Annotated in this window: 24 protein-coding genes and 1 tRNA gene; 10 read left to right on the top strand and 15 right to left on the bottom strand. The window is 70.6% G+C overall.

What is annotated here, in order from left to right:
* Positions 1-78: 78 nt before the first annotated feature.
* Entirely contained in the window at positions 79-1,104 is a 1,026-nt protein-coding gene (locus EPA64_RS03780; RefSeq protein ID WP_134724921.1) for a hypothetical protein, read from the top strand.
* Between the two features lie 65 nt (positions 1,105-1,169).
* Here EPA64_RS03780 and EPA64_RS03775 read toward each other — a convergent pair.
* From EPA64_RS03775 to EPA64_RS03735, 9 genes are all read right to left on the bottom strand, one after another.
* A tRNA-Sec gene (locus tag EPA64_RS03775) sits at positions 1,170-1,265 on the bottom strand.
* 2 nt (positions 1,266-1,267) lie between these two features.
* Positions 1,268-3,181 carry a selenocysteine-specific translation elongation factor gene (gene selB / locus EPA64_RS03770; RefSeq protein ID WP_134724920.1) on the bottom strand — a complete coding sequence of 638 codons (1,914 nt, stop codon included), beginning with the start codon at positions 3,179-3,181 and terminating at the stop codon, positions 1,268-1,270.
* The gene (selA, locus tag EPA64_RS03765) at positions 3,178-4,545 is read right to left on the bottom strand and encodes an L-seryl-tRNA(Sec) selenium transferase (RefSeq protein WP_134724919.1); all 1,368 of its coding nucleotides are present in this window, start codon (positions 4,543-4,545) and stop codon (positions 3,178-3,180) included. The genes selB and selA overlap by 4 nt, the downstream gene beginning before the upstream one ends.
* Entirely contained in the window at positions 4,545-5,462 is a 918-nt protein-coding gene (gene fdhE / locus EPA64_RS03760; protein ID WP_134724918.1) for a formate dehydrogenase accessory protein FdhE, read from the bottom strand. The genes selA and fdhE overlap by 1 nt, the downstream gene beginning before the upstream one ends.
* 25 nt (positions 5,463-5,487) lie before the next feature.
* Positions 5,488-6,174, bottom strand: coding sequence for a formate dehydrogenase subunit gamma (locus tag EPA64_RS03755; RefSeq protein WP_134724917.1), 687 nt, complete (start codon positions 6,172-6,174; stop codon positions 5,488-5,490).
* A complete protein-coding gene (gene fdxH / locus EPA64_RS03750; protein ID WP_167626576.1) occupies positions 6,175-7,182 on the bottom strand; it encodes a formate dehydrogenase subunit beta in 1,008 nt (335 codons plus the stop codon).
* Complete coding sequence (gene fdnG, locus EPA64_RS03745) at positions 7,179-9,650, bottom strand: formate dehydrogenase-N subunit alpha (RefSeq protein WP_484217445.1); 2,472 nt, start codon at positions 9,648-9,650, stop codon at positions 7,179-7,181. Before fdnG ends, fdxH begins: the two co-directional genes overlap by 4 nt.
* A 12-nt stretch (positions 9,651-9,662) precedes the next feature.
* A complete protein-coding gene (locus tag EPA64_RS17135; protein WP_134724915.1) occupies positions 9,663-10,256 on the bottom strand; it encodes a molybdopterin-dependent oxidoreductase in 594 nt (197 codons plus the stop codon).
* Positions 10,257-10,326: 70 nt separating this feature from the next.
* Entirely contained in the window at positions 10,327-11,361 is a 1,035-nt protein-coding gene (locus EPA64_RS03735; protein WP_134724914.1) for a GlxA family transcriptional regulator, read from the bottom strand.
* Between the two features lie 86 nt (positions 11,362-11,447).
* On the opposite strand from EPA64_RS03735, the gene selD reads away from it, so the two are divergent.
* Complete coding sequence (selD, locus tag EPA64_RS03730; RefSeq protein WP_134724913.1) at positions 11,448-12,491, top strand: selenide, water dikinase SelD; 1,044 nt, start codon at positions 11,448-11,450, stop codon at positions 12,489-12,491.
* Between the two features lie 21 nt (positions 12,492-12,512).
* On the opposite strand, the gene EPA64_RS03725 is transcribed toward selD, so the two are convergent.
* Both EPA64_RS03725 and efp read right to left on the bottom strand, forming a co-directional pair.
* Positions 12,513-12,956 carry a hypothetical protein gene (locus EPA64_RS03725; RefSeq protein ID WP_134724912.1) on the bottom strand — a complete coding sequence of 148 codons (444 nt, stop codon included), beginning with the start codon at positions 12,954-12,956 and terminating at the stop codon, positions 12,513-12,515.
* Between the two features lie 53 nt (positions 12,957-13,009).
* Positions 13,010-13,576 (bottom strand): elongation factor P, encoded by a 567-nt coding sequence (efp, locus tag EPA64_RS03720; protein WP_134724911.1) that lies wholly within the window; start codon positions 13,574-13,576, stop codon positions 13,010-13,012.
* 85 nt (positions 13,577-13,661) lie between these two features.
* On the opposite strand from efp, the gene epmA reads away from it, so the two are divergent.
* The gene (gene epmA, locus EPA64_RS03715; protein ID WP_134724910.1) at positions 13,662-14,702 is read left to right on the top strand and encodes an EF-P lysine aminoacylase EpmA; all 1,041 of its coding nucleotides are present in this window, start codon (positions 13,662-13,664) and stop codon (positions 14,700-14,702) included.
* Positions 14,703-14,806: 104 nt separating this feature from the next.
* Here epmA and EPA64_RS03710 read toward each other — a convergent pair whose 3' ends face one another.
* Positions 14,807-15,886 carry an FAD-binding oxidoreductase gene (locus EPA64_RS03710; RefSeq protein WP_134724909.1) on the bottom strand — a complete coding sequence of 360 codons (1,080 nt, stop codon included), beginning with the start codon at positions 15,884-15,886 and terminating at the stop codon, positions 14,807-14,809.
* Positions 15,887-15,896: 10 nt separating this feature from the next.
* Positions 15,897-17,141 (bottom strand): aromatic ring-hydroxylating oxygenase subunit alpha, encoded by a 1,245-nt coding sequence (locus EPA64_RS03705; RefSeq protein ID WP_134724908.1) that lies wholly within the window; start codon positions 17,139-17,141, stop codon positions 15,897-15,899.
* A gap of 181 nt (positions 17,142-17,322) precedes the next feature.
* Between EPA64_RS03705 and EPA64_RS03700 the strand changes: the two genes are divergently transcribed.
* A complete protein-coding gene (locus tag EPA64_RS03700; protein WP_134724907.1) occupies positions 17,323-18,324 on the top strand; it encodes a TAXI family TRAP transporter solute-binding subunit in 1,002 nt (333 codons plus the stop codon).
* A gap of 67 nt (positions 18,325-18,391) precedes the next feature.
* Positions 18,392-20,485: a TRAP transporter permease gene (locus EPA64_RS03695; RefSeq protein ID WP_134724906.1), complete on the top strand. Its 2,094-nt coding sequence runs from the start codon at positions 18,392-18,394 to the stop codon at positions 20,483-20,485.
* On the opposite strand, the gene EPA64_RS03690 is transcribed toward EPA64_RS03695, so the two are convergent.
* Complete coding sequence (locus EPA64_RS03690) at positions 20,482-21,138, bottom strand: response regulator transcription factor (RefSeq protein ID WP_134724905.1); 657 nt, start codon at positions 21,136-21,138, stop codon at positions 20,482-20,484. The two genes, EPA64_RS03695 and EPA64_RS03690, sit on opposite strands and share 4 nt — an antisense overlap.
* Positions 21,138-22,445: a histidine kinase gene (locus EPA64_RS03685; RefSeq protein ID WP_134724904.1), complete on the bottom strand. Its 1,308-nt coding sequence runs from the start codon at positions 22,443-22,445 to the stop codon at positions 21,138-21,140. The genes EPA64_RS03690 and EPA64_RS03685 overlap by 1 nt, the downstream gene beginning before the upstream one ends.
* 89 nt (positions 22,446-22,534) lie before the next feature.
* Between EPA64_RS03685 and EPA64_RS03680 the strand changes: the two genes are divergently transcribed.
* From EPA64_RS03680 to EPA64_RS03660, 5 genes are all read left to right on the top strand, one after another.
* On the top strand, positions 22,535-22,984 hold the full coding sequence (locus tag EPA64_RS03680; protein ID WP_134724903.1) for a GAF domain-containing protein: 450 nt from the start codon (positions 22,535-22,537) through the stop codon (positions 22,982-22,984).
* Positions 22,962-23,366, top strand: coding sequence for a GFA family protein (locus EPA64_RS03675; protein ID WP_134724902.1), 405 nt, complete (start codon positions 22,962-22,964; stop codon positions 23,364-23,366). Before EPA64_RS03680 ends, EPA64_RS03675 begins: the two co-directional genes overlap by 23 nt.
* Entirely contained in the window at positions 23,363-23,989 is a 627-nt protein-coding gene (locus tag EPA64_RS03670) for a LysE family translocator (protein WP_134724901.1), read from the top strand. The genes EPA64_RS03675 and EPA64_RS03670 overlap by 4 nt, the downstream gene beginning before the upstream one ends.
* Positions 23,990-23,998: 9 nt before the next feature.
* A complete protein-coding gene (locus EPA64_RS03665; RefSeq protein ID WP_134724900.1) occupies positions 23,999-24,646 on the top strand; it encodes an RluA family pseudouridine synthase in 648 nt (215 codons plus the stop codon).
* Positions 24,647-24,707: 61 nt separating this feature from the next.
* Positions 24,708-25,244, top strand: a complete 537-nt coding sequence (locus EPA64_RS03660) for a lipocalin family protein (RefSeq protein WP_134724899.1) — start codon at positions 24,708-24,710, stop codon at positions 25,242-25,244.
* Position 25,245: the final 1 nt, after the last annotated feature.

The following is a 25,245-nucleotide window of genomic DNA, read 5'->3' as shown; positions in this document are numbered from 1 at the left end:
TCATGGATGACGCACGGCCGGGGCCGCGCTAACCTTTGCCCAGGTCGCGCCCGACCGGGATCGCACGAGGATCGAACGATGCCGCAGAAACTGCTTGCCCCAGTGATCGCCGCCCTGCTGACCCTGCCCGCGCTGACCGGCGCGGCGCTGGCGCAGACAGCCGCCACGGCGCCCGCCGCGACCCCCAGCCCGACGCCGGCCCCGGACCCCGCCGGCGCGCCGACCCCCCCGGCCGAGTCCCCCGCCGCGCCAGCGGGAACCGCGCGCGCGGTGGAACCTTCGACCGGGCCGACCGTGGCCACCGCGCCGCCGCCGCCCGCGGACACGACGACCGGCCCGTCCGTCACGACCGACCGCGATCCCGCCGTGACCGAGCCTGCGCAGACCGAAACGCCCGCGACCACGGCCGAGGCGATGGCCGAGACCGGCGCGACGCCCACCGGCAACCCGGCCCCGCCCCCTGCGCCGTCGGCGACCGACGCCGCACCGGCTGGGACCACCGCCGCGCCCGCCACGACGACCACTGCTCCGGCGACCGGCACGGGGGCCGCTGACACGACGACGGCTGCATCGCAGGCCGATGCTGCCGCTGCCGCCCCGCAGGCCCCTGCACCCTCGGTCGGCAGCGGCGCGGCGACGGCGGCTGCGACGGCACCGGCCGCCAGCCCCGCGCCGCTTGCGGCCGCCCCCACCGCAACGACCGGCCCGACGCCCGCCGCAACAACTGCCCCGACGACTGCCGCCGCAGCGCCAGCACCTGCGCCAGCCGCCGCGGCCCCCGACGTCCCGATGGTCGCCCAGAACACCGACACGCAGCCCGCCCCCGCCGGAACCCCGGCCGCGGCGGCGCAGAACCCGCCGTCGGATCAGGCGACCGCCGGGGCTATCGGCGATGCCGCGCCGGCGGCCTCGGACGGGGTGGCCACCGCCGCGACCCCGCCGGTTCCCCAGCGCGCCGACGGCACGGCACCCGCGGCGTCGGGATCGACCGGCTGGACGGGCGGGACGGGCGGGTCGATGATCGGGACCAATCCGGCCGGCGCGGTGCCGGAATCCAAGACCTGGCAGCCGCCGACCGCGCGCGGGCTGGATCTGGGCGGCTGATCGCAGCCGGGCCGCGCGCCCCGACAGCGCGCGCGGGAACCGAACCTGCCACGGGGGGGGAACATTGGCGGAGGAGAATGGGAGTCGAACCCACCCGGGACAGGCGCGCTGCCCCAACCGGATTTGAAGTCCGGCCGCCCCACCGGGGACGATTCTCCTCCGTTCAGGCGAACAGATCGGCCCGATGGGGATTGATGCGGCGTAAATCGCCCCGGCGCAAGGTCACCCCCTGCCGGTCGAAAAAGTCCATGATCTCGATCGCGACCTTGCGGCCGTTCTGCACCCGGTCGCGGAACGCCGCCGCCGTGACCCAGCCGTCGGGTGCGGCGGCCTGAACCTCGGCGATGATGCGGACCATCTCGGCGGTGGTGGTGCGCAGGAAGAAATGGTCCGGCCGGATCTGATCGACGCGGCCCTGCCGTGCGGCCATCCGCAGGACGCGGCGCACGTCGCCCTCGGGGACGGCCCACCCGGTCGCCATGTCGCGAACGCGCGGCGGGCGGAACCGCGCCGCGCCGCCCAGTTCGGGCAGGATGCGGGCCAGCAGGGCCTCGTCCTCGGGGGTCATGCGGGCGGTGTGGCCCGGCAGGCGCAGGAACGCGCCCTCGACCACCACGGCGCCCGCATCGACGCGGGCGGACAGCCACGCCGCGAACCCCTCGCGCGGCAGGCGCGGCGTCACCGCCAGGCGCAGCCGCTCGCGGCCCATGCCCTGCATCTCGGCGTTGGCGGCGTGGAAATCCGCCAGTGTGCCCTCGACCGCCGCCGCCAGCCCGCGGGCGGTCGCATGCGACAGCGCCAGCCGGGTCGCGCCCGCGTCGATCACCGTGACCGCGCCGGCCAGCGCCGCCGACTGGTCGGGCGACAGCGCCCTGTCGCGCGCAAAGGCGGTGAGGTCCACGACCAGCGGCGGCACGGCCAGCATCGCTGCCAGCGCCCGCGCGGGGTCGGGCAGCGCGGCGGCGTCCAGCGCCGCCAGCCGTTCCGGCGTCCGCCGCCGCCGCGCGGGCGCGCGCAGGTCAAGGCAGGCGCCCCCGCCGATGGTGCGCCGGGCCGACACGTCGCGCAGGATGAAGCGGTCGCCCACCGCCGCGGCGACCGGGGCGTCCAGCACAAGCTGCACCGGCCCCGCCTGTCCGGGCTGAAGCGGTTCGGCCAGCGGCACGACGCGCGCCCCCACCTCGGCCGCGCCGATGTGCAGGCGGGCGGGGAACCAGACGCCAATGGGCCGGGGCTCGGACGCCAGCACGCGCAACCGGGCGTCTATGCGGTCCGTGGGCGCGTGCAGCGCGGGCGCCAGCACGACATCGCCGCGATGGACCCCGTCGCGCGTGACCCCGTCGCCCGCAAGGTTCAACGCGCAGCGCTGGCCCGCCACGCCCTGCGCGGCGGGCTGGTTCTGGGCATGGATCGCCCGCACCCGCGCCGTCAGCCCGCGCGGTGACAGGGTGACGGTATCGCCGACCGCGACGCGGCCCGACAGCACGGTGCCGGTGACGACCGTGCCCGTCCCCTTCAGCGTAAAGCTGCGGTCCACGGCCAGCCGGAATGCCGCATCGGCGGCGCGACGGGCGGTCTGCGCCTCGGCCAGCGCCAGCGCGTCGCGCAGGTCCGCGATGCCCTCGCCCGTCAGGGCCGAGACAGGGATCACCGGCGCGTCCGCCAGCCCGGTGCCCGCCAGCGTGGCCGCGATCTGCGCCGCGACCTGCGCGCGGCGGTCCGCGTCGGCAAGGTCGGCCTTGGTCAGCGCGACGATGCCGCGATGGACGCCCAGCAGGTCAAGGATCGCCAGATGCTCGCGCGTCTGCGGCATTACCCCGTCGTTGGCGGCGACCACCAGCAGCGCCACGTCGATCCCACCCGCGCCCGCCAGCATCGTATGGACGAACCGTTCGTGCCCCGGCACGTCCACGAAACCCGTGACCGAGCCGCCGCCCAGATCGGCATAGGCAAAACCCAGCTCGATGGTGATGCCGCGCGCCTTTTCCTCGGCCAGCCGGTCGGCATCGACGCCGGTCAGGGCGCGGACCAGCGCGGTCTTGCCGTGGTCGATGTGACCTGCGGTCCCGACGATCATAGTCGCGTCAGCGCGCCCAGCAGGTCGCCGTCGTCGGCCAGACAGCGCAGGTCCAGGACCAGCGCGCCGTCGCGGATGCGCCCGATCACCGGCAGCGGCAGGGCGCGCAGCCGCGCCGCCAGCCGGTCGGGCGCGTCGCCCCCCGCGCCGGTCAGCGCCAGCGCGGCCGAGGGCAGGGTTTCCACGGGCAGCGCCCCCGACCCGATCTGGCTGGCGCAATCGATCACCGCCACGCGGTAATCGGGCAGCATCGCCGCCACAGGCGCCACCAGCCGCGCGGCCTGCGCCGCGATGTCGTCGCGCGTCCGCGTCAGCAGCCGCAGCGTCGGCAGGCGGTCGGCCAGCCGGTCGGGGTCGCGATACAGGCGCAGCGTCGCGTCCAGCGCCGCCAGCCGGATCTTGTCGAGGCGCAGCGCGCGTTTCAGCGGGTTGCGGTCGATGCGCTCAATCAGCTCGGCGCGGCCCACGATAAAGCCTGCCTGCGGCCCGCCCAGCAGTTTGTCGCCGGAAAACGTCACCAGATCCGCGCCCTCGGCCACCGCCTGCGCAACGGTGGGTTCGGCGGGCAGGCCCCAGCGCGTCATGTCGACCAGCGTCCCGGACCCCAGATCGTGCAGCATCGGCACGCCCGCGCCATGCGCCAGCGCCGCCAGTTCGTCCCCCGGCACGGCGGCGGTGAACCCGTCGATGCGATAGTTCGAGGGATGCACCTTCATCACCAGCGCGGTTTCCGGGCGGATCGCGTCGCGATAGTCGCGCAGATGGGTGCGGTTGGTGGTGCCCACCTCGACCAGCCGCACGCCCGCGCGGGCCATGATGTCGGGGATGCGGAAGGCGCCGCCGATCTCGACCAGTTCCCCGCGCGAGACGATGCCCTCGCCCCCGTCGGCGACCGTGTTCAGCGCCAGCAGGACGGCGGCTGCGTTGTTGTTGACGATCGTGGCGGCCTCGGCCCCGGTCAGTTCGCAGATCAGCCGGGCGACGGATGCATCCCGTTCGCCGCGCCGGCCCGAGGACAGGTCGTATTCCAGCGCGACCGGGGCGCGCATCGCCTCGGCCGCGGCGGCAATGGCGGCGTCGGCCAGCAGGGCGCGGCCCAGGTTGGTGTGCAGGACGGTGCCGGTCAGGTTCAGGACCGGGCGCTGCGCGGGCAGGCGGTCGGCGTCCAGCCGCGCCGCGGCCAGCGCGCAGATCGCGTCGGCGTCGGGCGCCGCCGCGCCGCCGCGCACCGCATCCCGCGCATCGTCCAGCGCGGCCCGCAGCGCGCCGGTCGCGGCCTGCCGCCCGTGGCGTTCCGCCAGCGCGCGGCCCGCCGCCGCCGACAACAGCCGGTCGACGCCGGGCAGGGCGCGCAACCCGTCCATCAATAGCCGGTCAGGAACGGGTCGAACCCGCCGCGCCGCCAGCGCCCGCCCTGCATCAGCGCGTCCAGCCCAAGGCTGGCCACATCGTCCGCGATCGGGTCCAGCGAAGGGTTCTTGTGCTGGTCCATCTGCTTGACCCATGCGTCACATTCGTCGCAGGTCTCGGCCTTGACCTGCGCGTCGCCGGTCCCGTCGTCCAGCGACTGGAATCCGATGCCCTTGGTGGACCCGCAGGACAGGCATTTCACCCGCACCTCGTTCCACAGCGTCTGGCAGCCGGCGCAGGCAGCATAGCGCGCGCCCTCGGCCCCCATGACGCCGGTGACGACCGACGCCGCCGGCTTTCCGCCGCAGCAGGGGCAGACGCCGGTGCGGATGGCGACCAGCTGGCCCGCGTCCAGCCCCGCCGCCAGCCGCGCCAGATGCAGCTGCACGGCGGCGGCCACGAACAGATGCGGGGCCACGCTGTCGGCGGGGATCGCGTCGTCCAGGATGTTGGCGATCAGCCAGCGCCGATCCTCGGGCGCGGCGTCGGCCAGCGCGTCCAGCGCCAGCCGCGCCGGGGCGGGCATGTCGATGTCGCGCGCGGCGGCGATCACCGCGTCCAGCGTCGCGGCCAGCGCCGCGTCGTCCAGGACCGCGTGGCGGTCGATGGGCGGCATGCGGGCGGCGCGGGCCAGCGCCACCCGGTCCGGGTCGGGCGCGGTCGCGGGCGGCAGCGTGTCGGCAAGCCGGGCCTGCGCGCGGGTCAGATCGGCCATGAACCGCAGATAGGGCGCAAGGCGCGAGCCGTCGGCCAGATGGGCGAAACGGTCGGCGCGGGCCGCGAACAGCCGCGCGGGCCGGGGCAGAATGGCCAACGGCGGCGTCGAAACGCCGCCGATCATGTCGGGCCGGGCCGGAATGTCCTGCGTCATCGTGATCCTTCGCTGAGGCGAAGGGTCACTCTGCCGGATCGACCTTCTGGCGTCCAGCCAGTTCCCGCAGCCACTTGCGGTGGTGCCGCCACGCCCAGCCGCCCGACACGTTGCCGGTCGTCATCGCCGACAGCGTCCCGCGCGTCCAGATGGCCGCGAAGACGTGGATGATGAACACCAGCAGGATCAGCACCGCCGAGACGGAATGCACCAGCATGGCCACGCGCCGCGTGGGGATCGTCACCAGCCCGCCGAAATACTGTTCCCAGATCATGATGCCCGACACGATCAGGATCATGATCAGCCAGAACATCGCCCAGAAGATGAACTTCTGGCCCAGGTTGTATTTGCCCAGTTCCGGCAGCCGTTCCTCGTGGCCGCTGACCACGTCGCGGAAGTGGCGTGCCCAGACCAGATCCTCGCGGCGCATGATGTTGTATTTCACCAGCTGCAGGAACAGCAGCAGGAAGCTGGCGACCAGCACGATGCCAAGGAACGGATGCAGCCAGCGCGTCGTCTGGCCGCCGCCGAACAGGGCCGTCAGCCCGTAAAGCGACGGGTGGAACAGCGCGAAACCCGACAGCGCCAGCAGGATCAGGCTGATCGCCGTGATCCAGTGGTTCAGCCGGGTCAGGCCGCGATAACGGTTCACCGAGACCGGATCGGTGGACACGATCCGGTCGCCGGGTTCGGAATAGACGCGACGTGCCATTCAGACCTTCTCCTGCCCTGGGGTCGGCTGGACGGGCAGCCCGGCCGCGGCGCGGTCCACCATGTCCTCGGCCTGCTGTTCATCCTCGGGCGCGACGGCGCTGCGGCTGAACAGGCCCATCGCCAGGCTGCCGACCGCAGCCAGACCGATGGCGGCAAGCCCGACGGTCTTGGTCGGACCCTTCCACCCCTCGACCACCGAGGAAATCCGCGGCTCTTCGGGAAGGCTGTTGTAGATGCCCGGCTTGTCGGCGTGGTGCAGCACATACATGACATGCGTTCCGCCCACCCCTTGCGGGTCATAGAGGCCGGCGTTGGCATAGCCCCGCGACTTCAGATCCTCGATCCGCTCGGCGGCGTGGATCTTCATGTCCTCCTTGGTGCCGAACACGATGGCCTGGGTCGGGCAGGCCTTGGCGCAGGCCGGGCCCTGTCCCACCGCCACGCGGTCGGAACACAGCGTGCATTTATACGCCTTGTGATCCACCTTCGAGATGCGGGGGATGTCGAACGGACAGCCCGACACGCAATAGCCGCAGCCGATGCAGTTCTCGTGGATGAAATCCACGATGCCGTTGGAGTACTGCACGATGGCGCCGGGCGCCGGGCAGGCTTTCAGGCAGCCCGGATCCTCGCAGTGCATGCAGCCGTCCTTGCGGATCAGCCATTCAAAGTTCCCGTTGTCGGGGTTGTCGTATTCGGCAAACCGCATCAGCGTGAACATCTCGGGCGTCAGGTCGTGGGGGTTTTCATAGACCCCCACGTTTTCTTCGATTGCGGGCTTGGTGTCGTTCCATTCCACGCAGGCCGACTGGCAGGCCTTGCAGCCGATGCATTTGCTGACGTCGATCAGCTTGGCGACCTCGGTCAGCGGCGTCGGGTTCTCGGCCACCGGGCCGCCGGCGGACGATCGCTTGACCGCCGGCTGGCCGAGGTTGGAATAGCCCGGCTGCACCGGCGGGTTCGACACGGCGGTCCGGGGGCTGTCCTGAGTGTTCACGGTGGTCACGACACGGCCTCCCCGACGGCGGGTTCGATGTTGACGAGGAACGCCTTGAACTCGGGCGTTTCAACGTTCGCGTCCCCGACAAAGGGCGTCAGGCTGTTCGGCCCCCAGCCCTTGCGCGCCGCACCGACAAAGCCCCAGTGCAGCGGGATGCCGACGACATGGACGGGCTTGCCGTCGCAGATCAGCGGCTTGATGCGCTTGGTCACCAGCGCCTTGGCCCAGACCTCGCCGCGTTTCGACCAGACGCGGACGCGCCCGCCGCGTTCGATGCCGCGTTCCGCCGCCAGCTCCTCGCTGATTTCCACGAAGAACTCGGGCTGCAGCGAGGCGTTCACCACGTTGTGCTTGGTCCAATAGTGGAAATGTTCGGTCAGGCGGTAACTGGTGGCGACGAACGGGAACTCGGCCGAGGTGCCCAGCTGCGCCGCGTCCTTTTCAAAGACGCGGACCACCGGGTTGCCGCGCATCCGGTCGTTGAAGACGTTCTGCACGGGGGATTCGAACGGCTCCATGTGGGTCGGGAAGGGTCCGTCCCGCATCAGTCCCCGGGTGAACAGGCGCGAGACGCCCTCCTGGTTCATGATGAAGGGCATCACCTCGCCCGGCTTGGCCGTGGGCGAGATGTCGGGCACGTCATAGCCCGACCATTTCTCGCCGTCCCACTCGATCAGCTTGCGCGTGGGATCCCACGGCTTGCCGTTCAGGTCGGCCGAGGCGCGGTTATACAGGATGCGCCGGTTCAGCGGCCAGCTCCAGGTCCAGTTCGGATAGGCGCCGGTGTCGTCGGGGTCGGTGTTGTCGCGCCGGGCCATGTTGTTGCCCGCCTCGTTGAAGCTGCCGGCATAGATCCAGCAGCCCGACGCCGTCGTGCCGTCATCGCGCAGCTGGCTGAAGTTCAGCACCTGCTTGCCCGTTTCCACCAGCACCTTGGTCGGATCGGTGGTGTCCATCACCGGGGCCAGCGCGCGGCCGTTCATTTCGCGCGACAGCTCCTCGGGGTGGGGCTCGTTCTCGTCCTTGTAATCCCAGGTCAGGTTCAGGATCGGGTCCGGGAAGGCGCCGCCCTCGGTGCGGTAGAGTTCCCGCACCCGCAGGAAGATCTGCGACATGATCCAGACGTCGTTCCTGGCATCGCCCGGCATGTCCGAGGCTTTCCAGTGCCACTGCAGCCACCGGCCCGAGTTGACCAGCGCGCCCTCGTCCTCGGCAAAGCAGGACGACGGCAGCTGGATCACCTCGGTCTGGATGGACGCGGTGTCCACGTCGTTGTGGGCGCCGTGGTTTTCCCAGAACCGCGAGGTTTCGGTTTCCAGCGGGTCCATCGTGACCAGCAGCTTCAGCTTGCTGAAGGCGCGGGTCAGCTTGCCGCGGTTGGGCGCGGCAAGCAGCGGGTTGAAGCCCTGGCAGAAGTAGAGGTTGACCCGGCCTTCGTCCATCAGCTCATACATGCGCAGCATGTCATAGGACGGCACGTCCAGTTTCGGCAGATAGTGATAGGCCCAGTCGTTGTCCTTCTGCGCCGCCTCGCCCCACATGGATTTCATGAACGAAACCATGAACTTGGGATAGTTCTGCCAATAGCTGGTCTGGCCCGGAAGCAGCGGCTTGAAGGCCCGCGACTTCATGTAGGTCGGCCAGTCGGGTTCCTTTTCGGTCGGGATCGCCAGATATCCGGGGATCAGGTTCGACATCAGCCCGATGTCGGTCAGCCCCTGGATGTTGGAATGTCCGCGCAGCGCGTTCATGCCGCCCCCGCGCACGCCGATGTTGCCCAGGATCAGCTGCAGCATCGCCATGCCGCGGATGTTCTGGGCGCCCTTGGAATGCTGCGTCCAGCCCAGCGCATACATCGAGGTCATCGTCTTGGTGGGAGACGAGCATTCCCCGATCATTTCCGCGATCTTCAGGAACCGGTCCCTGGGCGTGCCGGTGATGCGCTCGACCATCTCGGGCGTATACACGTCGACATGCGCCTTGAGCATGTTCCAGACGCAGCGCGGATTCTGCAGCGTCGGGTCGGTCGCGGCAAAGCCGTCCTCGCCGATGACGTAATCCCAGCTCGACTTGTCATAGTCGCGCTTTTCCTCGTCATAGCCGGTGAACAGCCCGTCGGCCCAGCCGAAGTCGTCCCGCACGATCAGCGCGGCGTTGGTATAGGCCTTGACGTAGTCCCACTGGACCTTGTCGTTCTCGATCATCCAGCGAATCAGGCCCATCAGGAACGCGATGTCGGTCCCGGGACGGATCGGCGCATAGTAATCGGACACGGACGCCGTGCGCGTGAACCGCGGGTCCACGACGATCAGTTTCGCGCCGCGATGGTGCTTGGCCTCGGTCACCCATTTAAAGCCGCACGGGTGCGCCTCGGCCGCGTTGCCGCCCATGACGATCACGAGGTCGGTGTTCTTGATGTCGGTCCAGGAGTTCGTCATCGCTCCACGGCCAAATGTCGGGCCCAAACTGGACACCGTGGGGCCGTGTCAGACGCGCGCCTGGTTATCGAATCCTACAACACCCATCGACCGGACCACCTTGTAGGTCGCCCAGGCGGTTTCGTTCGTCGTCGCCGATGCGGCCAGGAACCCGGTGGTCGTCCAGCGGTTCACCGGCACGCCGGCCTCGTTGGTGGCCAGGAAGTTGGCGTCGCGGTCGTCCTTGATCGCGCGGGCGATCCGGTCCAGCGCGTCTTCCCAACTGATCGGCTCGAACGCCGCCGCGCCGGGCTTGCGGATCATCGGCTGGGTCAGGCGCGTCGGCGCGTTGACGAAATCCTTCAGCGCCGCGCCCTTGGGGCACAGCGTTCCGCGGTTCGTCGGGTGGTCTGCGTCACCCTCGATGTGGACCACGCGGCGTTTGCCGGCGTCGTCTTCGCGGGCATAGATGATGATGCCGCAGGCGACCGAGCAATAGGGACAGGTGTTGCGGGTTTCCGTGGTGGCCGCCAGCTTGAAATCGCGCACATGCGCCAGTTCGGCTGCCTCTGCCTCGCCGAAGCCCAAGGCCCCCAGCGACGTTGCCGCGACACCCGCACCCGCCAGCCGTAAAAAGCTGCGGCGTGAGAGGTCGATGTTCATCCGATCCTCCGTATTTTGCCTGTCCACCAAGATAGGTAACCTTCAGTCTGACGCGGGAACCCGCCGAAAGTCAACGGGCTGCGGGGGTGCCGCGTCGGGCGGTGGCGGCGTCCCGTGGCGCCTCGGACAGCCGCTGGCGCCAGCGTTCGGGCGTCTGCCCCTCGATGTCGCGGAACACGCGGATCAGGTGGCTGGCGTCGCAAAAGCCGGTTTCGTCCGCGATCTGCGTCACGGTGCGGCTGGTGCGTTCCAGCAGCATCCGCGCCTGCGCCAGCCGGATGCGCACCCCCGCCTCGGCCGGGGACAGTCCCAGCGCGGCGGCGAAATGCCGTTCCAGCTTGCGCCGCCCGACCCCCAGCAGCGCGGCCATCGCCGCCACCGTGGGCGGGCTGTCCAGGCGCTGCTGCATCGCCAGCAGGGCGCGGCGCACCAGCGGATCGTCGGTGGACAGTTCCAGCGGCAGGCCGGGCTGGGGATGATCCTCGCGCTGGGGGCCGTCGATCATCATGATCGCCAGGCTTTTGCGGGCGGCGGCGCGGCCGATGTGGCGGTCCACGACGAAGGCCGCCAGATGCGCCGCGCTGACGCCCCCCGAACAGGACAGCCGGTTGCCGTCCACGACAAAGATCTGGTCGCTGACCGGACGCAGCCCTTCGAACTCGGCCAGGAAATCGTCGTGGTGAAACCAGCTGACGCAGCAGCGGTGCCCGTCCATCAACCCCTCGCGCGCCAGGATGAACGCGCCGGTGCAGATCCCGGCCAGGGGCACGCCCGCGGCCGCCGCGCGGTGCAGGAACGCCGTCAGTTCCGGCGCCAGCGGCTGCACCGCGCCGATCAGCCCGCCGATCACCACGACATAGTCGTATTGCGCCGGATCGTCCGGGCGGGCGTCGGGTTCGACCCGCGTGCCGCAGCTGGCCGGGATCGGCGTGCGGTCGGGCGCGATCACCGCCCAGCGGCACAGGATCGGGCGCGAGCGGTCGCCCTCGTCCGCGGCCAGCCGCAGCACGTCCACGAAATTGGCGAAGGCCGACAGCGTGAACCGTCGCGCCAGCACAAAGGCGATGTTCAGGCGGGGGCGGGTGCTGGCGGCGGCGGGTTGCATGATTGCGACAGCAAAGCGCCCCGGCCCGGCCTTGACAAGCCCGGCATCGGGGGGCCTGTAAGTCCGAAACCACAAGGAGCCGCGCGATGACCGACGCCCCCATCCGCCTGTCGCAGCTGTCCCACGGGGGCGGGTGCGGCTGCAAGCTGGCGCCCGCGGTCCTGCGCGAGCTGCTGGCCGACCAGCCGATGACGCAGGCGTTCCCGCAACTGCTGGTCGGAACCGAGACGTCCGACGACGCCGCCGTCTGGCAGGTCAGCGACGATCTGGCGGTGATCGCCACGACGGATTTCTTCATGCCGATGGTGGACGACCCCCACGACTTCGGCCGCATCGCCGCGACGAACGCGATTTCCGACATCTATGCGATGGGCGGCCGCCCGATCATGGCGCTGGCGATCCTGGGCATGCCCATCGCCACGCTGCCCGCCGCCACCATCCGCGCGATCCTGGAAGGCGGGCGCGCGATCTGCGCCGAGGCGGGGATTCCCGTCGCCGGCGGCCATTCCATCGACGCGCCCGAGCCGATCTATGGGCTGGCCGTGATCGGGCTGGTGCACCCGGCCAAGCTGCGCCGCAACGCCGACGCGCGGCCGGGCGACGCGCTGATCCTGACCAAGGGACTGGGCGTCGGCATCTATTCCGCCGCGATCAAGAAAGCCGCGCTGGACGACGCGGGCCTGGCCGAGATGGTGGCGACGGCCACGCTGTTGAACCGCATCGGCCCCGATCTGGCCGACGATCCGGCGGTCCATGCGATCACCGACGTCACCGGCTTCGGCATCCTGGGCCACGGGCTTGAGGTGGCGCGGGGGTCGAACGCGCGGCTGGTGCTGGACGCCGCCGCCCTGCCGCTGCTGGGGCAGGCGGCGGCCTTGGCGCAGGCGGGGTTCGTCACCGGCGCGTCGAACCGCAACTGGGCGGCCTGCAGCGATGGGGTGACGCTGCCGGACGGGTTCCCGGACTGGATGCGGGCGCTTTTGACCGATCCGCAGACCTCGGGCGGGCTGCTGGTCGCGGTCGCCCCCCAGGCGGCGGACGCCTGGGTCGCGCGCCTGCGGGCCGGGGGTTATCCCCTTGCCGCCATCGTGGGCCGGGTCGAGCAGGGCGCGGGCGTCACGGTCGTCTGACACGCCCTCTGTCCGGGCCGGTCAGGGCCGGGCGTGCCCGGTTTCGGCCCGGTCCGGGCGGTCCGCCCAGTGGTAATCGACGGCATAGCCCAGCTTGCTGATCCCCCAGCCGGGCCGGATCAGCACGTCAAAGGTGGCCGTTCCGGGCTGGCCCGCGCCGGCGGCGGGGACGCGGTATTCGTTGATCGCCGAACAGCGCATGTTGCCGCCGCGCGGGGACGCGGGCCAGCCGTCGCGGCCGGTGTCGGCATTGAACTCGGCCACCTCGATCATCGACACGATGCGGCCGCCCAGCCGCAGCTTGCGGCAGATGCGTCGCAGGTCGGCCGCGGCGGCGGCGTGGTTCAGCGCGGTGACGCGCAGCTGTCCCCAGCCGGTCCATCCGTCCGGCGCGGGCAGCACGATGGCGTCGAACCGCAACGGCGGACGATCCGTCGTGCGCATCTGCCCTTCGGCCCTGAACATGGCGGCTTGCGTCCCTTTCCCTGGGAATGCTGCGGCGGGCGAGCCAGAGAGGCTCAGTCCTTGGCGCGCTCGACATAGGAATCGTCCTCGGTGTTGATGACGATCCGCGTGCCCACGCCGATATGGGGCGGCACCATCACCCGCACGCCGTTGTCGCACATCGCGGGCTTATAGGAGGACGAGGCGGTCTGCCCCTTCACCACCGGCTCGGTCTCGGTGATCTGGACGGTGATCCGCTGCGGCAGGGTCATGGCGATGGGCAGGCCGTTGTGGACCTGCAGGAAGACGCGCATCCCTTCGGTCAGATAGACCTTCTGGTCGCCGATCATGTCGGCGGCGGCGGTCACCTGCTCATAGCTTTCCGGCTCCATGAAGTGGAAGCCCTCGCCGTCCTCGTACAGGAAATCATAGCCGCGCTCGTCCACATGGGCGCGTTCGACCTGTTCGGTCGTGCGCCAGCGCTCGCTGACCTTCACCCCGTCGGCAATGCGGCGCATGTCCACCTGGGTCACGGGCGTGCCCTTGCCGGGGTGAAAGTTCTGGGCGGTCAGGACGACATACAGCTTGCCGTCCAGTTCGACGACGTTGCCTTTGCGAAGGGTCGAGGCGATGACTTTCACGGGCGTCTTTCTTGCGATCTGGGGATGCGTGGATTAATCCCCGGCTCCCTAGCGCAAACGCGGGGAAATCGCCAGAGGAACGCGGATGACCCCTGACACGCCCTGGTGGGACGCCGCCCGCCACGCCGACCGCCGCCCGCTGCTGGCCGCGCGCAACCGCATCCAGCGCAGCATTCGCGGCTGGCTGGACGAGGGCGGCTTTACCGAGGTCGATCCCGCCGCGCTGGCCGTCAGCCCGGGAAACGAGGCGCATCTGCACGCCTTCGCCACCGACGCCATCGGCCACGACGGGACGGCGCGGCGGATGTATCTGCACACCTCGCCCGAGTTCGCGATGAAGAAGCTGCTGGCGGCCGGGGAAACCCGGATCGCGGCCTTCGCCCATGTCTGGCGCAACCGCGAACGCGGGCCGCTGCACAGCCCCGAGTTCACGATGCTGGAGTGGTATCGCACGGGCGCGGACTATACCGTCCTGATGGACGACTGCGCGGCCCTGCTGCGGCTGGCGGCCGGCGCGGCGGGCGCCCGCGAACTGCGGTTCCGCGACCGGAGCTGCGATCCCTTCGCCGCGCCCGAACGGGTCAGCGTGGCCGACGCCTTCGCCCGCCACGCCGGCATCGACCTGCTGGCGACGGTCGCGCCGGACGGGGCGACCGACCGCGACGGGCTGGCCGCGCAACTGGCGGCCGCGGGCATCCGGTCGGCGCCGGACGACGGCTGGTCCGACATGCTCAGCCGGGTCTTGGTCGAACGGGTGGAACCGCATCTGGGCCACGGGCGGGCCACCATCCTCGACCGCTATCCCGCGCCCGAGGCGGCGCTGGCCCGCCGCACCGCCGACGATCCGCGCGTGGCCGAACGGTTCGAGCTTTATGCCTGTGGGGTCGAACTCGCCAACGGCTTTGGCGAGCTGACCGACCCCCACGAACAGCGCCGCCGCTTTCTGGCCGAGATGGACGAAAAGCACCGCGTCTATGCCGAACGCTATCCGCTGGACGAGGATTTCCTGGCCGCGCTGGCGCATATGCCGCCCGCGTCGGGGATCGCGCTGGGGTTCGACCGGCTGGTCATGCTGGCGACCGGCGCGCCGCGCATCGACGACGTGATGTGGGCGCCGGTGGACTGAGCCGGCGGGCTGCGCCGGCGGGCTGCGCCTTTCATCGTGGCGCAAATATCCCGCGGGGGATGAACGGGGCCGCGGCCCCGTTCATGGGGGCGCGCAGCCCCCGCCTAGACCTCGACCACCACCCGCCCCAGCGGGTGCGAGCAGCAGGCGAGGATCCAGCCCTCGGCGATCTCGTCCTCGGTGATGCCGCCGTTGTGGACCATGTGGACCTCGCCGCCGGTCTTCATCACCTTGCAGGTGCCGCAGAGGCCGAAGGTGCAGCCGGACGGGATGTTCAGCCCGCTGGCCTTGGCCACCGCCAGCACGGTGTCGGTTTCGGTGCAGCGCGCGGCGACGCCCGACATGGCGAACACCACCTCGGCGCGCGCCGTCTCGTCGGGGACCACGTCGTCCAGCGCCGGCACCTCGGCCTCGGTCCGGGCCGGGGCGCCGAAGCTTTCCTGGTGATAGCGGTCCATGTCATAGCCAAGCGCGCCCAGCATGTCGCGCACCGCCTGCATGAACGGCTCGGGGCCGCAGCAGAACACCTCGCGGTCCAGATAGTCCGGCGCCATCAGCCCCAGCATGATCTGGTTCAGCCGACCGCGATAGCCGGACCACGCGCGGAACGGGTCCGTCTCCTCGACGGTAAAACGCAGCTGCAGGCCCGGCACGCGGTCGGCCATGCCTTCCAGCCGCTGGCGGAAGATGATCTCGGACGGCGTGCGGGCGGCGTGGACGAAGACGATGTCCGGCATCTCGCCCGAATCCCACATCCACGTCGTCATCGACATCATCGGCGTGACGCCCGACCCGGCCGAGATGAACAGGTATTTCCCCGCCGGGTGACGGTGGTTGGAAAACACTCCGGCCGGTCCGAAGGCCCTGATCCGCGTTCCCGGCCGCAAATGGTCCAGCATCCAGCGCCCGCAGACGCTGTCGGGCTGCGCCTTGACCGTGATCCCGATCGACAGCGGCCGCGACGGCGACGAGCTGATCGTATAGGTCCGCTGCACGTTGCCGCCGGGCAGCGGCAGGTCCAGCGTCAGGAACTGACCGGGCTGGAAATCGAACCACGCCCCGGACGGCGCGCGAAAGGTGAATGTCGCGGTGTCGGCCGTTTCCGGCACGACCATCGCGCATTCCAGCTGTTCGGCATCCGTCCAGGCCGGGCCGGACAGGGGCCGCGTGACCGGGCCCGTCATGCGCCCCGCCTCATTCCGCGGCCAGCGCCTGCGGCTGCGGCGACAGGCGGTCGGTCATCCTGCGGCAATACCAGTCGACAAAGTGGATCACGCCTTCCTCCTGCCGGGGCGAATAGGGGCCGGGCTGATAGGCGGGGGACCGGATGCCGGCCTGGTTCTCCTCGACGACGCGGCGGTCCTCGTCGTTGGTGGACAGCCACACCTCGGTCAGCGCCTTGAGGTCATAGTCCTGCCCCTCGACCGCGTCCTTGTGGACCAGCCATTTCGACGTGACCTCGGTTTCGGTCGGGCTGATCGGCAGCAGGCGGAACAGGATCGCGTGGTCGGGCAGGAAATGGTGCCAGCTGGACGGGAAGTGATAGAACATCAGCGAGCCTGCGTCGTTCCACGGGATCGTGCCCATGCGCCGCGACACCGCCGCCTTGGTCGACATGGTGAACGACTCGGCGTGGTTCATCAGCGGCACGCGGGCCAGCCGCCACTGCATGTCGTCCTGGTTGACGAAACGCGACGCGATCCCCGCCGCGTCGCACCGGTCCCAGTGCGACAGGATCTCGGGGGATGCGGAATGCGGCCCCTCCATCACCGTCATCAGCGGGTCGTCGGAATAGGTGCGGCACAGCGACGGGTGGCTGCCCGAACAGTGATAGCATTCGCGGTTGTTCTCGATCACCAGCTTCCAGTTGCCGTTTTCCACGATGGTCGAGGAATGGGCGACCTTCGCATCCTCCAGCAGCCCCGAGGGCGCGAGGTAGTCCTGCAGGATGCCCTGCAGCCGGTCGAACTCGGGCGGCTGTTCGCCGAGGCAGATCCAGACCATGCCGCCGGCGTTGCGGCAGTGGACGGGCTTCAGCCCGAACTGGCCGGCGTCGAAATCCGGCCCCATGTCGCGCGCGAACAGCAGGCGGCCGTCCAGGTCATAGGTCCACTGGTGATAGGGGCAGACCAGTTTCGCGGCCGACCCGCAGGGCTTGGCCGACAGCCGCTGGCCGCGGTGGCGGCAGACGTTGTGGAAGGCCCGGATCTCGCGGTCGGCGCCGCGCACGATGATGACCGGATAGGCGCCGACCTGCAGGGTGGCATAGTTGCCGGTCTTGGGGATCTCGGCGGCCGGGATGGCGAACAGCCATTCCTTGTACCAGACCTGGTCAAGGTCGGCCTGGAACACGCCCGGATCGCAGTAAAGATCGCGTTCCAGCGCATGGGCGGGGCGGCGCGCCCGGATGCGGGCAAGCGTCTGGTCGGGGTCGAGCATGGCGGCGGTTCCATCCAGCGAAAACATCGCCCCAGATCTGCACCCGGCGCGCGCGCCCCGATGCGCCGAATCCGACATCGCACGGCCGGAAACGGACATATTGTCGCAGTGTGATCGCCAGTTGTGCGAAGGGGGTGCCGGGCGCTAGGCTGGCGCAGACGTTCCGACAAAGGGGTTATCCATGTTCACCAGAAAAGTCCTCGGCCTTGCGGCCGCCGCGCTGATCGCCGCCACCGGCGTCAGCGCCGCGCAGGAAATGACGTTCTTCCGCATCGGCACGGGCGGCACGGCGGGCACCTATTACCCGATCGGCGGGCTGCTGGCGAACGCCATCTCGGCCCCGCCCGGATCGCGCTCGTGCGAGGATGGGGGCGCCTGCGGCGTGCCCGGGCTGGTCGCCAGCGCGCTGGCGGCGAACGGATCGGTCGCCAACGTGAACGCCATCGTCGGCGGCACGCTGGAATCGGGCTTTGCGCAGGGCGACGTCGCGACCTGGGCGCAGACCGGCACCGGCATCTGGGAAGGCAAGCCCCCGGCCGACACGCTGCGCGCCATCGCCAACCTTTATCCCGAATCGATCCACCTGATCGCCAGCGCGGGATCGGGCATCAACTCGGTCGCCGACCTGAAGGGCAAGCGGGTGTCGCTGGACGAACCGGGTTCGGGCACGCTGGTCGACGCGCAGCTGATCCTGGCCGCCGCGGGGCTGAGCGAAAAGGACATCAAGCCCGAATACCTGAAACCCGACCAGGCGGCCGACCGGATGAAGGACGGCGCGATGGACGCGTTCTTCTTTGTCGGCGGCTATCCCGCCGGGGCCATCGCCGAACTGGCCAGCCAGCAGGACGTCAAGGTCGTCCCGATCGACGGCGAGATCGCCGCCAAGGTGCTGGAAAACAAGTTCTTCGCCACCGACACCATCCCCGCCGGCACCTATGAGGGGACGGACGCGGACGTGACGACCATCGCGGTGGGCGCGCAGTGGGTGACCTCGGCCAGCCAGCCCGACGACCTGATCTATGGCATCACCAAGGCGCTGTGGAACGACGCCACGCGCAAGCAGCTGGACGCGGGCCACGCCAAGGGCAAGCAGATCGTGCCCGAAAATGCGCTTGCAGGCGTCGGCATCCCGCTGCATCCGGGCGCCGAACGCTTCTACAAGGAAGCCGGGCTGCTGAAGTAAGCCGCGAACCGGGGGGGGCGCGGGCCGCAAGGTCCGGCGCCCCCGCCAGCCAACAGGGAACCCCATCATGACAGACCCTCGCCACGACCCGCAGCGGCCGCAGCACTATGACCAGCCCGACGTGCTGGACGCCGACGCCCTGCAGGCGCTGGAGGAGAAATACGACCCCGAGATGCGGTTCCGCGATCTCGTGCGGCCGGTGGCGGTGATGGCCGGGGCGATCCTGTTCCTGCTGAGCTGCTATCACTATTACACCTCGGGCTTCGGCATCCCGCAGGCGACGGTGCATCGCGGCGTCCACATGGCGGCGACGGTGTTTCTGGTGTTTCTGTCGTTTTCCGCCTTCGGCCGGTCCGAGGCCGCGCGCGGGCCGCTGTCCTTCCTGGGTCTGCCGCTGATCGACTGGGCGCTGGCCATCGCGGGGGCCGCAGCCTCGCTTTACGTGCCGTGGATCTACAGCGAACTGGCGTTCCGGGTCGGCAACCCGAACACGACCGACATCGCGATGGGCACGATCCTGATCGTCGTCCTGCTGGAGGGGGTGCGCCGGTCGATGGGCTGGCCGCTGCCGGTCATCGCCATCCTGTTCATCGCCTATGCCTATTTCGGCCGCAGCATGCCCGGCATCCTGGTCCATCCGGGGGCCAGCTGGTCCAACATCGTCAACCATCTGTATCTGACCAGCCAGGGCATCTATGGCACCGCGCTGGGCGTGATCGCGACCTATGTGTTCCACTTTGTCCTGTTCGGCGTCATGGCGACGCGGATCGGGCTGGGGCAGCTGTTCATCGACGTCGCATCCGCCTTCGCGGGACGCTTTGCGGGCGGCCCGGCCAAGGTGTCGGTGATCTCGTCGGCGCTGCTGGGCACGATCTCGGGGTCGTCCATCGCCAACACCGTCACCACCGGCTCGCTGACCATCCCGGCGATGATCAAGGTGGGCTATCCCCGCCATTTCGCCGCCGCGGTCGAGGCGGCGTCGTCCACCGGCGGCCAGATCACGCCCCCGGTGATGGGCGCGGTCGCGTTCCTGATGATCGAATATCTGGGCCTGCCGCTGACCACGATCCTGGTCGCGGCCATCGTCCCCGCCTTCATGCATTTCTTCGGCGTGCTGGTTCAGGTCCACCTTGAGGCCAAGCGCCTGGGCCTGCGCGGCCTGCACGCGTCCGAGCTGCCGAACGCATTGAAGGTGCTGCGCGCGGGCTGGCTGACGCTGCTGCCGCTGGTCGTGCTGGTCTGGCTACTGGTGTCCGGGCGCACGCCGTTCCTGGCCGCGTTCTGGGCGATCACCGCCTGCATCGGCGTGCTGGCCTGGCAAGAGATGCGGGCCCGCGGCGTGGTGGGCGGGCTGAAGGGCACCGCCCACGGCGTCTATGAGGGCTTTGTCCTGGGCGCCAAGCAGTCGCTGTCGGTGACCGCCGCCGCGGCGCTGGTCGGCGTGGTGATCGGGGTCGTGACGCTGACCGGCGTCGGGTTCAAGATCGCCTACATGGTCACGGGCGTCGCCGCGGACTGGGCGCAGTCGGTGTCGGGCGTCCTTGCCGTGCTGCCGTTCGAGATCATGGGCGTGCAGTCGCTGACGCTGCTGTTCACCCTGATGCTGACCGCCGTCGTCTGCGTGCTGATGGGCTGCGGCGTGCCCACGACCGCGAACTATATCATCATGGTCGCGGTGGCCGCGCCGGTGCTGGGGATGCTGAACGTCCAGCCGCTGGTCGCGCACTTCTTCGTCTTCTACTACGGGGTGCTGGCCGACGTGACGCCGCCGGTGGCGATGGCGGCCTATGCCGGGGCGGGGATCGCCAACGCCAACGCCTTCAAGGCCGGCAACACCGCGTTCCGGCTGTCGATGGGCAAGGCGCTGGTGCCGTTCGTGTTCGCGTTCCAGCCGGCGCTGCTGCTGGTCACCGACGGATTCACCTGGGGCGCGTTCTTCCTCGCCTTCGGGGGCGCGGTGCTGGGGATCTGCGCGCTGTCGGCCGCGATCACCGGCTGGATGTTCACCACGCTGAACTGGTTCGAGCGGACGGCGCTGACCTTCGCCTCGATCCTGCTGGTGGCGCCCGATCTGGTGGCGACGATCATCGGGCTGGTGGTGTTCGTCCCCATCACCGTCCGGCAGATGATGGCGGCGCGGCAGCTGGCGGCGGCGGCCTAGCCGCCCTCGACCGCATAGCGGATCAGGCCCGTCATGCTGGCCACGCCCAGCTTGCGCTTCAGGGTGGACGTGGTGTTGGCGACGGTTTTGTAGCTGACCCCCAGCGCGTCGGCGATCTGCTGCAGGGACTTGCCCTGGCCGACCAGCGCCAGCACCTCGGTCTCGCGGTCGGTCAGCGCCTCGGTCCGGGTGCGGCCCTGCGTCGCCAGCGCCAGCGCCTGCTTGTGCGACAGATAGACCTCGCCCGCGGCAAGGGCGCGGACGGCGGCGGCGAACTCCTCGGGGGCGGCGTTCTTGGACAGGAACCCGCGCGCGCCCTCGGCCAGCGCGCGGCTGGCGAAGCCGGGCTGGTCGTTCATCGAAAACATCAGGATCGCGGCGTCGGGCGCGCGGTCCAGGATCGGGGCGATCAGCGCCAACCCGCCCGCGCCCGGCAGCGAGATGTCCAGGATCACCAGCGCCGGCCGGCGGCCCGCGTCCAGCTGGGCCAGCGCCTCGTCCCCCGACATCGCCTTGAGCACGGGGGCATAGCCCAGGTCGGCCAGCAGCCGCCCGCAGCCCAGATGGGTGATCGGATGGTCGTCCACGACCATCGCCACCGGGGCGGGACCGGCGGCGGGATCAGGTGCAGGCGTGGGCGCAGGATCGGTCATCAGGGGGCATCCGCAGGCAGGGTGGCGGTCAGTGTCGCACCGGCCGGACCGCTTTGCACGGCGAATGTGCCGCCCAGCAGGGCCACGCGTTCGCGCATGCCCGACAGGCCGTTCCCCTCGGCCGCAGCGCCAAGGCCGCGCCCGTCGTCGGCCAGCCGCACCGTCCAGCCGTCCGGGCCGTGATCGACGCGGGCCGTCACGGCGCTGGCGCCCGCGTGGCGCAGCACGTTGGTCGTGCCCTCTTGCAGGATGCGATAGATGGTCAGGGCCGTCGCCTCGTCGGGCTCGGGCAGGGCCGGGGGCAGGTCCAGCGTCCAGTCGATCTGGTCGTGGCGCGCGGCCAGGTCGTCGAACATGTCCGACAGCACCGCCGCCAGCGGCAACTGTCCCACCGCCATCGGCCGCAGCCCCGACAGCAGCGCGGTGTTCACGCGGCGGATGTCGTCGGCGATGGCGAGGATGTTTTCGGCATGCCCCCGCAGCGCGGGTTCCGCCGCGGCGTCGCGGATGGCCGACGCCTCGACCCGCAGGGCGAACAGGTTCGGGCCGTATTCGTCATGCAGGTCGCGGGCGATGGCCTTGCGTTCCTGGTCGCCGCGCCCGACCATCTGCCGCGACAGCCGCGCGCGGTCGGCCTGCGCCACCGCCAGCGCGGCCGCCAGCCGGTCGATGTCGGCGGCCAGCGGCGCAAGGTCCGGCACGGCCACGCGGCCCGCGCGCGCCGCCAGGTCGCCCCGCGCCAGCCGCCCCAGCACGGCGCGCAGCCGCCCCAGCGGCCGCAGCCCGCCCCCCAGCACCGCCGCCGTCAGCGCCACCTGCGCCACCGCCGCCAGCGCCATCACCAGCGCCAGCGCGCGGGCGTCGTCCCAGATCTCGGCGATCTCGGCGGTGGGGTCGGCGGCGATGACGGCCAGCCCGCGGATATTGCCGCTTTCCACGATCGGCAGCTCGCTGGCGTGGGCCACGGGGGCAAGGCGGCGGGCGAACCACGCGGGCGCGGGATCGCGGCGGGGGATGCGCGACACCGGCGCCAGCGTGCGGCCGGTCTGCATGTCGTAAAGCGTGATCCACGCATGGCGGGGCTGGACCAGCCGTTCGGCCAGCGCGGGCACCAGCGTCGGCCCCGGCGCGCTGTCGATCAGCGTGGCGACGCTGGCCAGCACCAGTGCGCGGGTGGCCTGGATGGACCCGTCCACCTCGGCCGCGACGGCGCCGCGGGCGTTGCGCGCCAGGATCGCGCCCACCGCGCCGGCCAGCACCAGCTGGACGACCAGCACAAGCGACAGGATGCGCGCGGTCAGCGTCATGGCGCGGTCTTGCACGACTGCCGCCCCGCAGGCAACGGCCCCGCCGCAGGGCCTTTCCCGGCCGCGGCGGGCGCTGTAACGTCCGCCCCATGTTCGACGACGCCCTGTCCGCCCGCATCCGCGCCCTGACCCACGGCGAGACCGACGAGGTCGCGCTGATGGCCACCCTCGCGTGCGAGATCCACGCCGCCGACGATCGCTGCGACTGGACCGGCTTTTACCGCGTGACGGCGCCCGAGATGCTGAAGATCGGCCCCTATCAGGGCGGCCACGGCTGCCTGAGCATCCCGTTTGCGCGCGGCGTCTGCGGGGCCGCGGCGCGCAGCCGCCGCACGCAGGTGGTGGCGGACGTGGACGCCTTCCCCGGCCACATCGCCTGTTCCAGCACCACCCGGTCGGAAATCGTGGTGCCGGTGATCGGCGCGGGCGGGCGGCTGATCGGCGTGCTGGACATCGACAGCAACCGCCCCGCCGCCTTTGACGCGGGTGACGCCGCCATTCTGGAAAGGATGCTGCATGACGTCTTCGGACAGCTGTGAACGCCACGCGTCCTGCCTGTGCGGCAAGGTCCGGGTCACGATGCGCGGGCCCTTGCCCGACGTCGCCGCCTGCCACTGCGGCCAGTGCCGGCGCTGGTCGGGCCATGTCTGGGCCGCCGTCCCCGTCGCCCACGACCGCCTGACGGTCGAGGGGGCCGACAACATCCGCTGGTTCCGCTCGTCCGACAAGGCCGAGCGCGGGTTCTGCACCACCTGCGGCGCGTCGATGTTCTGGCGCGCCTTCGGCCGCGGCGAAACCGACGTGGCGCTGGGCTGCATCGCCGCGCCCACCGGGCTGCGGCTGGAACGCCACATCTGGGTGGGCGACAAGGGCGATTACTATGACATCGCCGACGGCCTGCCGCAGGAGGAACGGCAGTGATCTGGGACACGCTGGCCGCGATCCCGTGGCCGCAGCTGACGGCGTTCGTGGCGGGCGGGCTGGTGCTGAACCTCGCCCCCGGACAGGACGTGTTCTTCGCCACCGCCTGCGGGGTGCAGGGCGGGCCGCGTGCGGGGGCGCTGGCGGGGCTGGGCGTCGGCATGGGCGTGCTGGTCCATGTCGCGCTGACCACGCTGGGGCTGGGCGCGGTGGTTGCCGCAAATCCGGGCGCGCTGGTGGCGATCAAGTGGATGGGCGCGGCCTATCTGGCGTGGCTGGCGGTGCAGGCGTGGCGCGCGCCGCCGCCCGATCCCTCCGCGCGCGGCTCGGTGCGCCCCTGGGCCGTCATCCGCCGGGGCATGCTGTCGAACCTGCTGAACCCCAAGCCGGTGCTGTTCCTGCTGGCGTTCCTGCCGCAGTTCACCAGCCCCGCCTTTGGCCCCCTGTGGCAGCAGTTGCTGGCGCTGGGGCTGATCTTTGCGTTCACCGGCACGCTGATCACGATCGGCTATGGCGTCGCCGCCGGCTGGCTGGGGATGCGGCTGGGGTCGCGGCTTGGCCTGCTGAACAAGGTCGCCGCCGTGATGTTCGGCGCGCTGGCGCTGCGGCTGGTCGCCCGCTAGGCCGCCGGGATGAGCTTTGTCTATGCGCCCACTCCCGAACAGCCGCGGCTGATCCACGACGATGACCAGATCCTTGTGGTGGACAAGCCCGCGGGCCTGCTGTCGGTGCCCGGCCGCGGCGAGGATCGCGCCGACTGCCTGATCGCCCGGCTGCGCGCGGCGTTCCCGACCGTGCTGCTGGTGCATCGGCTGGACCTGGACACATCGGGCGTGATGGTCTTTGCGCTGACCCCGCACGCCCAACGCCACCTGAACCAGCAGTTCGAGCGTCGGCAGGTCAAGAAATCCTATGTTGCCCGCGTCCACGGGCGCATGGACCGGCCCACCGGCACGGTCGAGGCGGCGCTGATCGTGGACTGGCCGAACCGCCCGCGCCAGATGATCGACCCGGAAAACGGCCGCCCCGCGCGGACCGACTGGCGGGTGATCCGCGCCAGCGATGATGAAACCCGCGTGCGCCTGTTCCCGCTGACCGGCCGCAGCCACCAGCTGCGCGTCCACATGCAAAGCCTGGGCCACCCGATCCTGGGCGATCCGCTGTATGCCAGCGGCGCGGCGGCGGATCATCCGCGGCTGATGCTGCACGCCGAAACCCTGCGCCTGCGCCATCCCGACAGCAACGTCACCATGACGTTTTCCGCCCCTGTGCCGTTCTGACCGGCGGGACCGTTTCGCGCCCCTCGCGCGTTGGGCGGCGTCGCAACGCAAAGGCCCCGCCATGATCCGCATCCGCACCCTTGCCGCAGGACTTGCCGCGCTGGCCGCCGCCATCGCCTGTTCGCGCGCCGTGATGACCCGCGTGCCCGCCGGGATCACCCCCGTCACCGGGTTTGACGTCGAACGCTATATGGGCAAGTGGCACGAGATCGCGCGCCTGGACCACCGGTTCGAACGCGGCATGACCGACGTCAGCGCCACCTATGCGCTGAACGGCGACGGCACCGTGCGGGTGGTGAACCGGGGGCTGAGGAACGGCCGGCCGAAGTCGATCACCGGCACCGCCCGGTTCCTTGGCGACCCCGCGACCGCCAGCCTTGCGGTGACGTTCTTCCCCGGCTTTCCCGGCGGCTATCACGTCATCGCGCTGGACCCCGATTACCGCTGGGCGGTCGTGTGCGGTCCCGACCGGGGCTATCTGTGGATACTGGCGCGCGCCCCGCGGCTGGACCAGGCGACGTGGCAGCGGCTGGTCGCCATCGCCCGCGACAACGGGTTCGACACCGAAGGCTTGATCCTTGTGCCCCACGACGCCTAGC

It is taken from the genome of Paracoccus luteus (assembly GCF_004522155.1).
Lineage (GTDB): Bacteria > Pseudomonadota > Alphaproteobacteria > Rhodobacterales > Rhodobacteraceae > Paracoccus > Paracoccus luteus.
The sequence above is the reverse complement of the archived record's forward strand: the minus strand, read 5'-3'. Positions and strand labels throughout refer to the sequence as shown.

Bases quoted from the DNA above. Each gene is read 5' to 3' on its own strand.
- EPA64_RS03735 (WP_134724914.1), bottom strand. From the start codon at position 11,361: ATGCAACCCGCCGCCGCCAGCACCCGCCCCCGCCTGAACATCGCCTTT.
- EPA64_RS03685 (WP_134724904.1), bottom strand. From the start codon at position 22,445: ATGACGCTGACCGCGCGCATCCTGTCGCTTGTGCTGGTCGTCCAGCTG.
- selB (WP_134724920.1), bottom strand. From the start codon at position 3,181: ATGATCGTCGGGACCGCAGGTCACATCGACCACGGCAAGACCGCGCTG.
- EPA64_RS03665 (WP_134724900.1), top strand. From the start codon at position 23,999: ATGAGCTTTGTCTATGCGCCCACTCCCGAACAGCCGCGGCTGATCCAC.
- EPA64_RS03660 (WP_134724899.1), top strand. From the start codon at position 24,708: ATGATCCGCATCCGCACCCTTGCCGCAGGACTTGCCGCGCTGGCCGCC.
- EPA64_RS17135 (WP_134724915.1), bottom strand. From the start codon at position 10,256: ATGAACATCGACCTCTCACGCCGCAGCTTTTTACGGCTGGCGGGTGCG.
- EPA64_RS03690 (WP_134724905.1), bottom strand. From the start codon at position 21,138: ATGACCGATCCTGCGCCCACGCCTGCACCTGATCCCGCCGCCGGTCCC.
- selD (WP_134724913.1), top strand. From the start codon at position 11,448: ATGACCGACGCCCCCATCCGCCTGTCGCAGCTGTCCCACGGGGGCGGG.
- EPA64_RS03680 (WP_134724903.1), top strand. From the start codon at position 22,535: ATGTTCGACGACGCCCTGTCCGCCCGCATCCGCGCCCTGACCCACGGC.
- EPA64_RS03780 (WP_134724921.1), top strand. From the start codon at position 79: ATGCCGCAGAAACTGCTTGCCCCAGTGATCGCCGCCCTGCTGACCCTG.
- epmA (WP_134724910.1), top strand. From the start codon at position 13,662: ATGACCCCTGACACGCCCTGGTGGGACGCCGCCCGCCACGCCGACCGC.
- EPA64_RS03705 (WP_134724908.1), bottom strand. From the start codon at position 17,141: ATGCTCGACCCCGACCAGACGCTTGCCCGCATCCGGGCGCGCCGCCCC.
- selA (WP_134724919.1), bottom strand. From the start codon at position 4,545: ATGGACGGGTTGCGCGCCCTGCCCGGCGTCGACCGGCTGTTGTCGGCG.
- EPA64_RS03710 (WP_134724909.1), bottom strand. From the start codon at position 15,886: ATGACGGGCCCGGTCACGCGGCCCCTGTCCGGCCCGGCCTGGACGGAT.
- EPA64_RS03695 (WP_134724906.1), top strand. From the start codon at position 18,392: ATGACAGACCCTCGCCACGACCCGCAGCGGCCGCAGCACTATGACCAG.
- EPA64_RS03755 (WP_134724917.1), bottom strand. From the start codon at position 6,174: ATGGCACGTCGCGTCTATTCCGAACCCGGCGACCGGATCGTGTCCACC.
- EPA64_RS03700 (WP_134724907.1), top strand. From the start codon at position 17,323: ATGTTCACCAGAAAAGTCCTCGGCCTTGCGGCCGCCGCGCTGATCGCC.
- EPA64_RS03675 (WP_134724902.1), top strand. From the start codon at position 22,962: ATGACGTCTTCGGACAGCTGTGAACGCCACGCGTCCTGCCTGTGCGGC.
- fdhE (WP_134724918.1), bottom strand. From the start codon at position 5,462: ATGACGCAGGACATTCCGGCCCGGCCCGACATGATCGGCGGCGTTTCG.
- EPA64_RS03725 (WP_134724912.1), bottom strand. From the start codon at position 12,956: ATGTTCAGGGCCGAAGGGCAGATGCGCACGACGGATCGTCCGCCGTTG.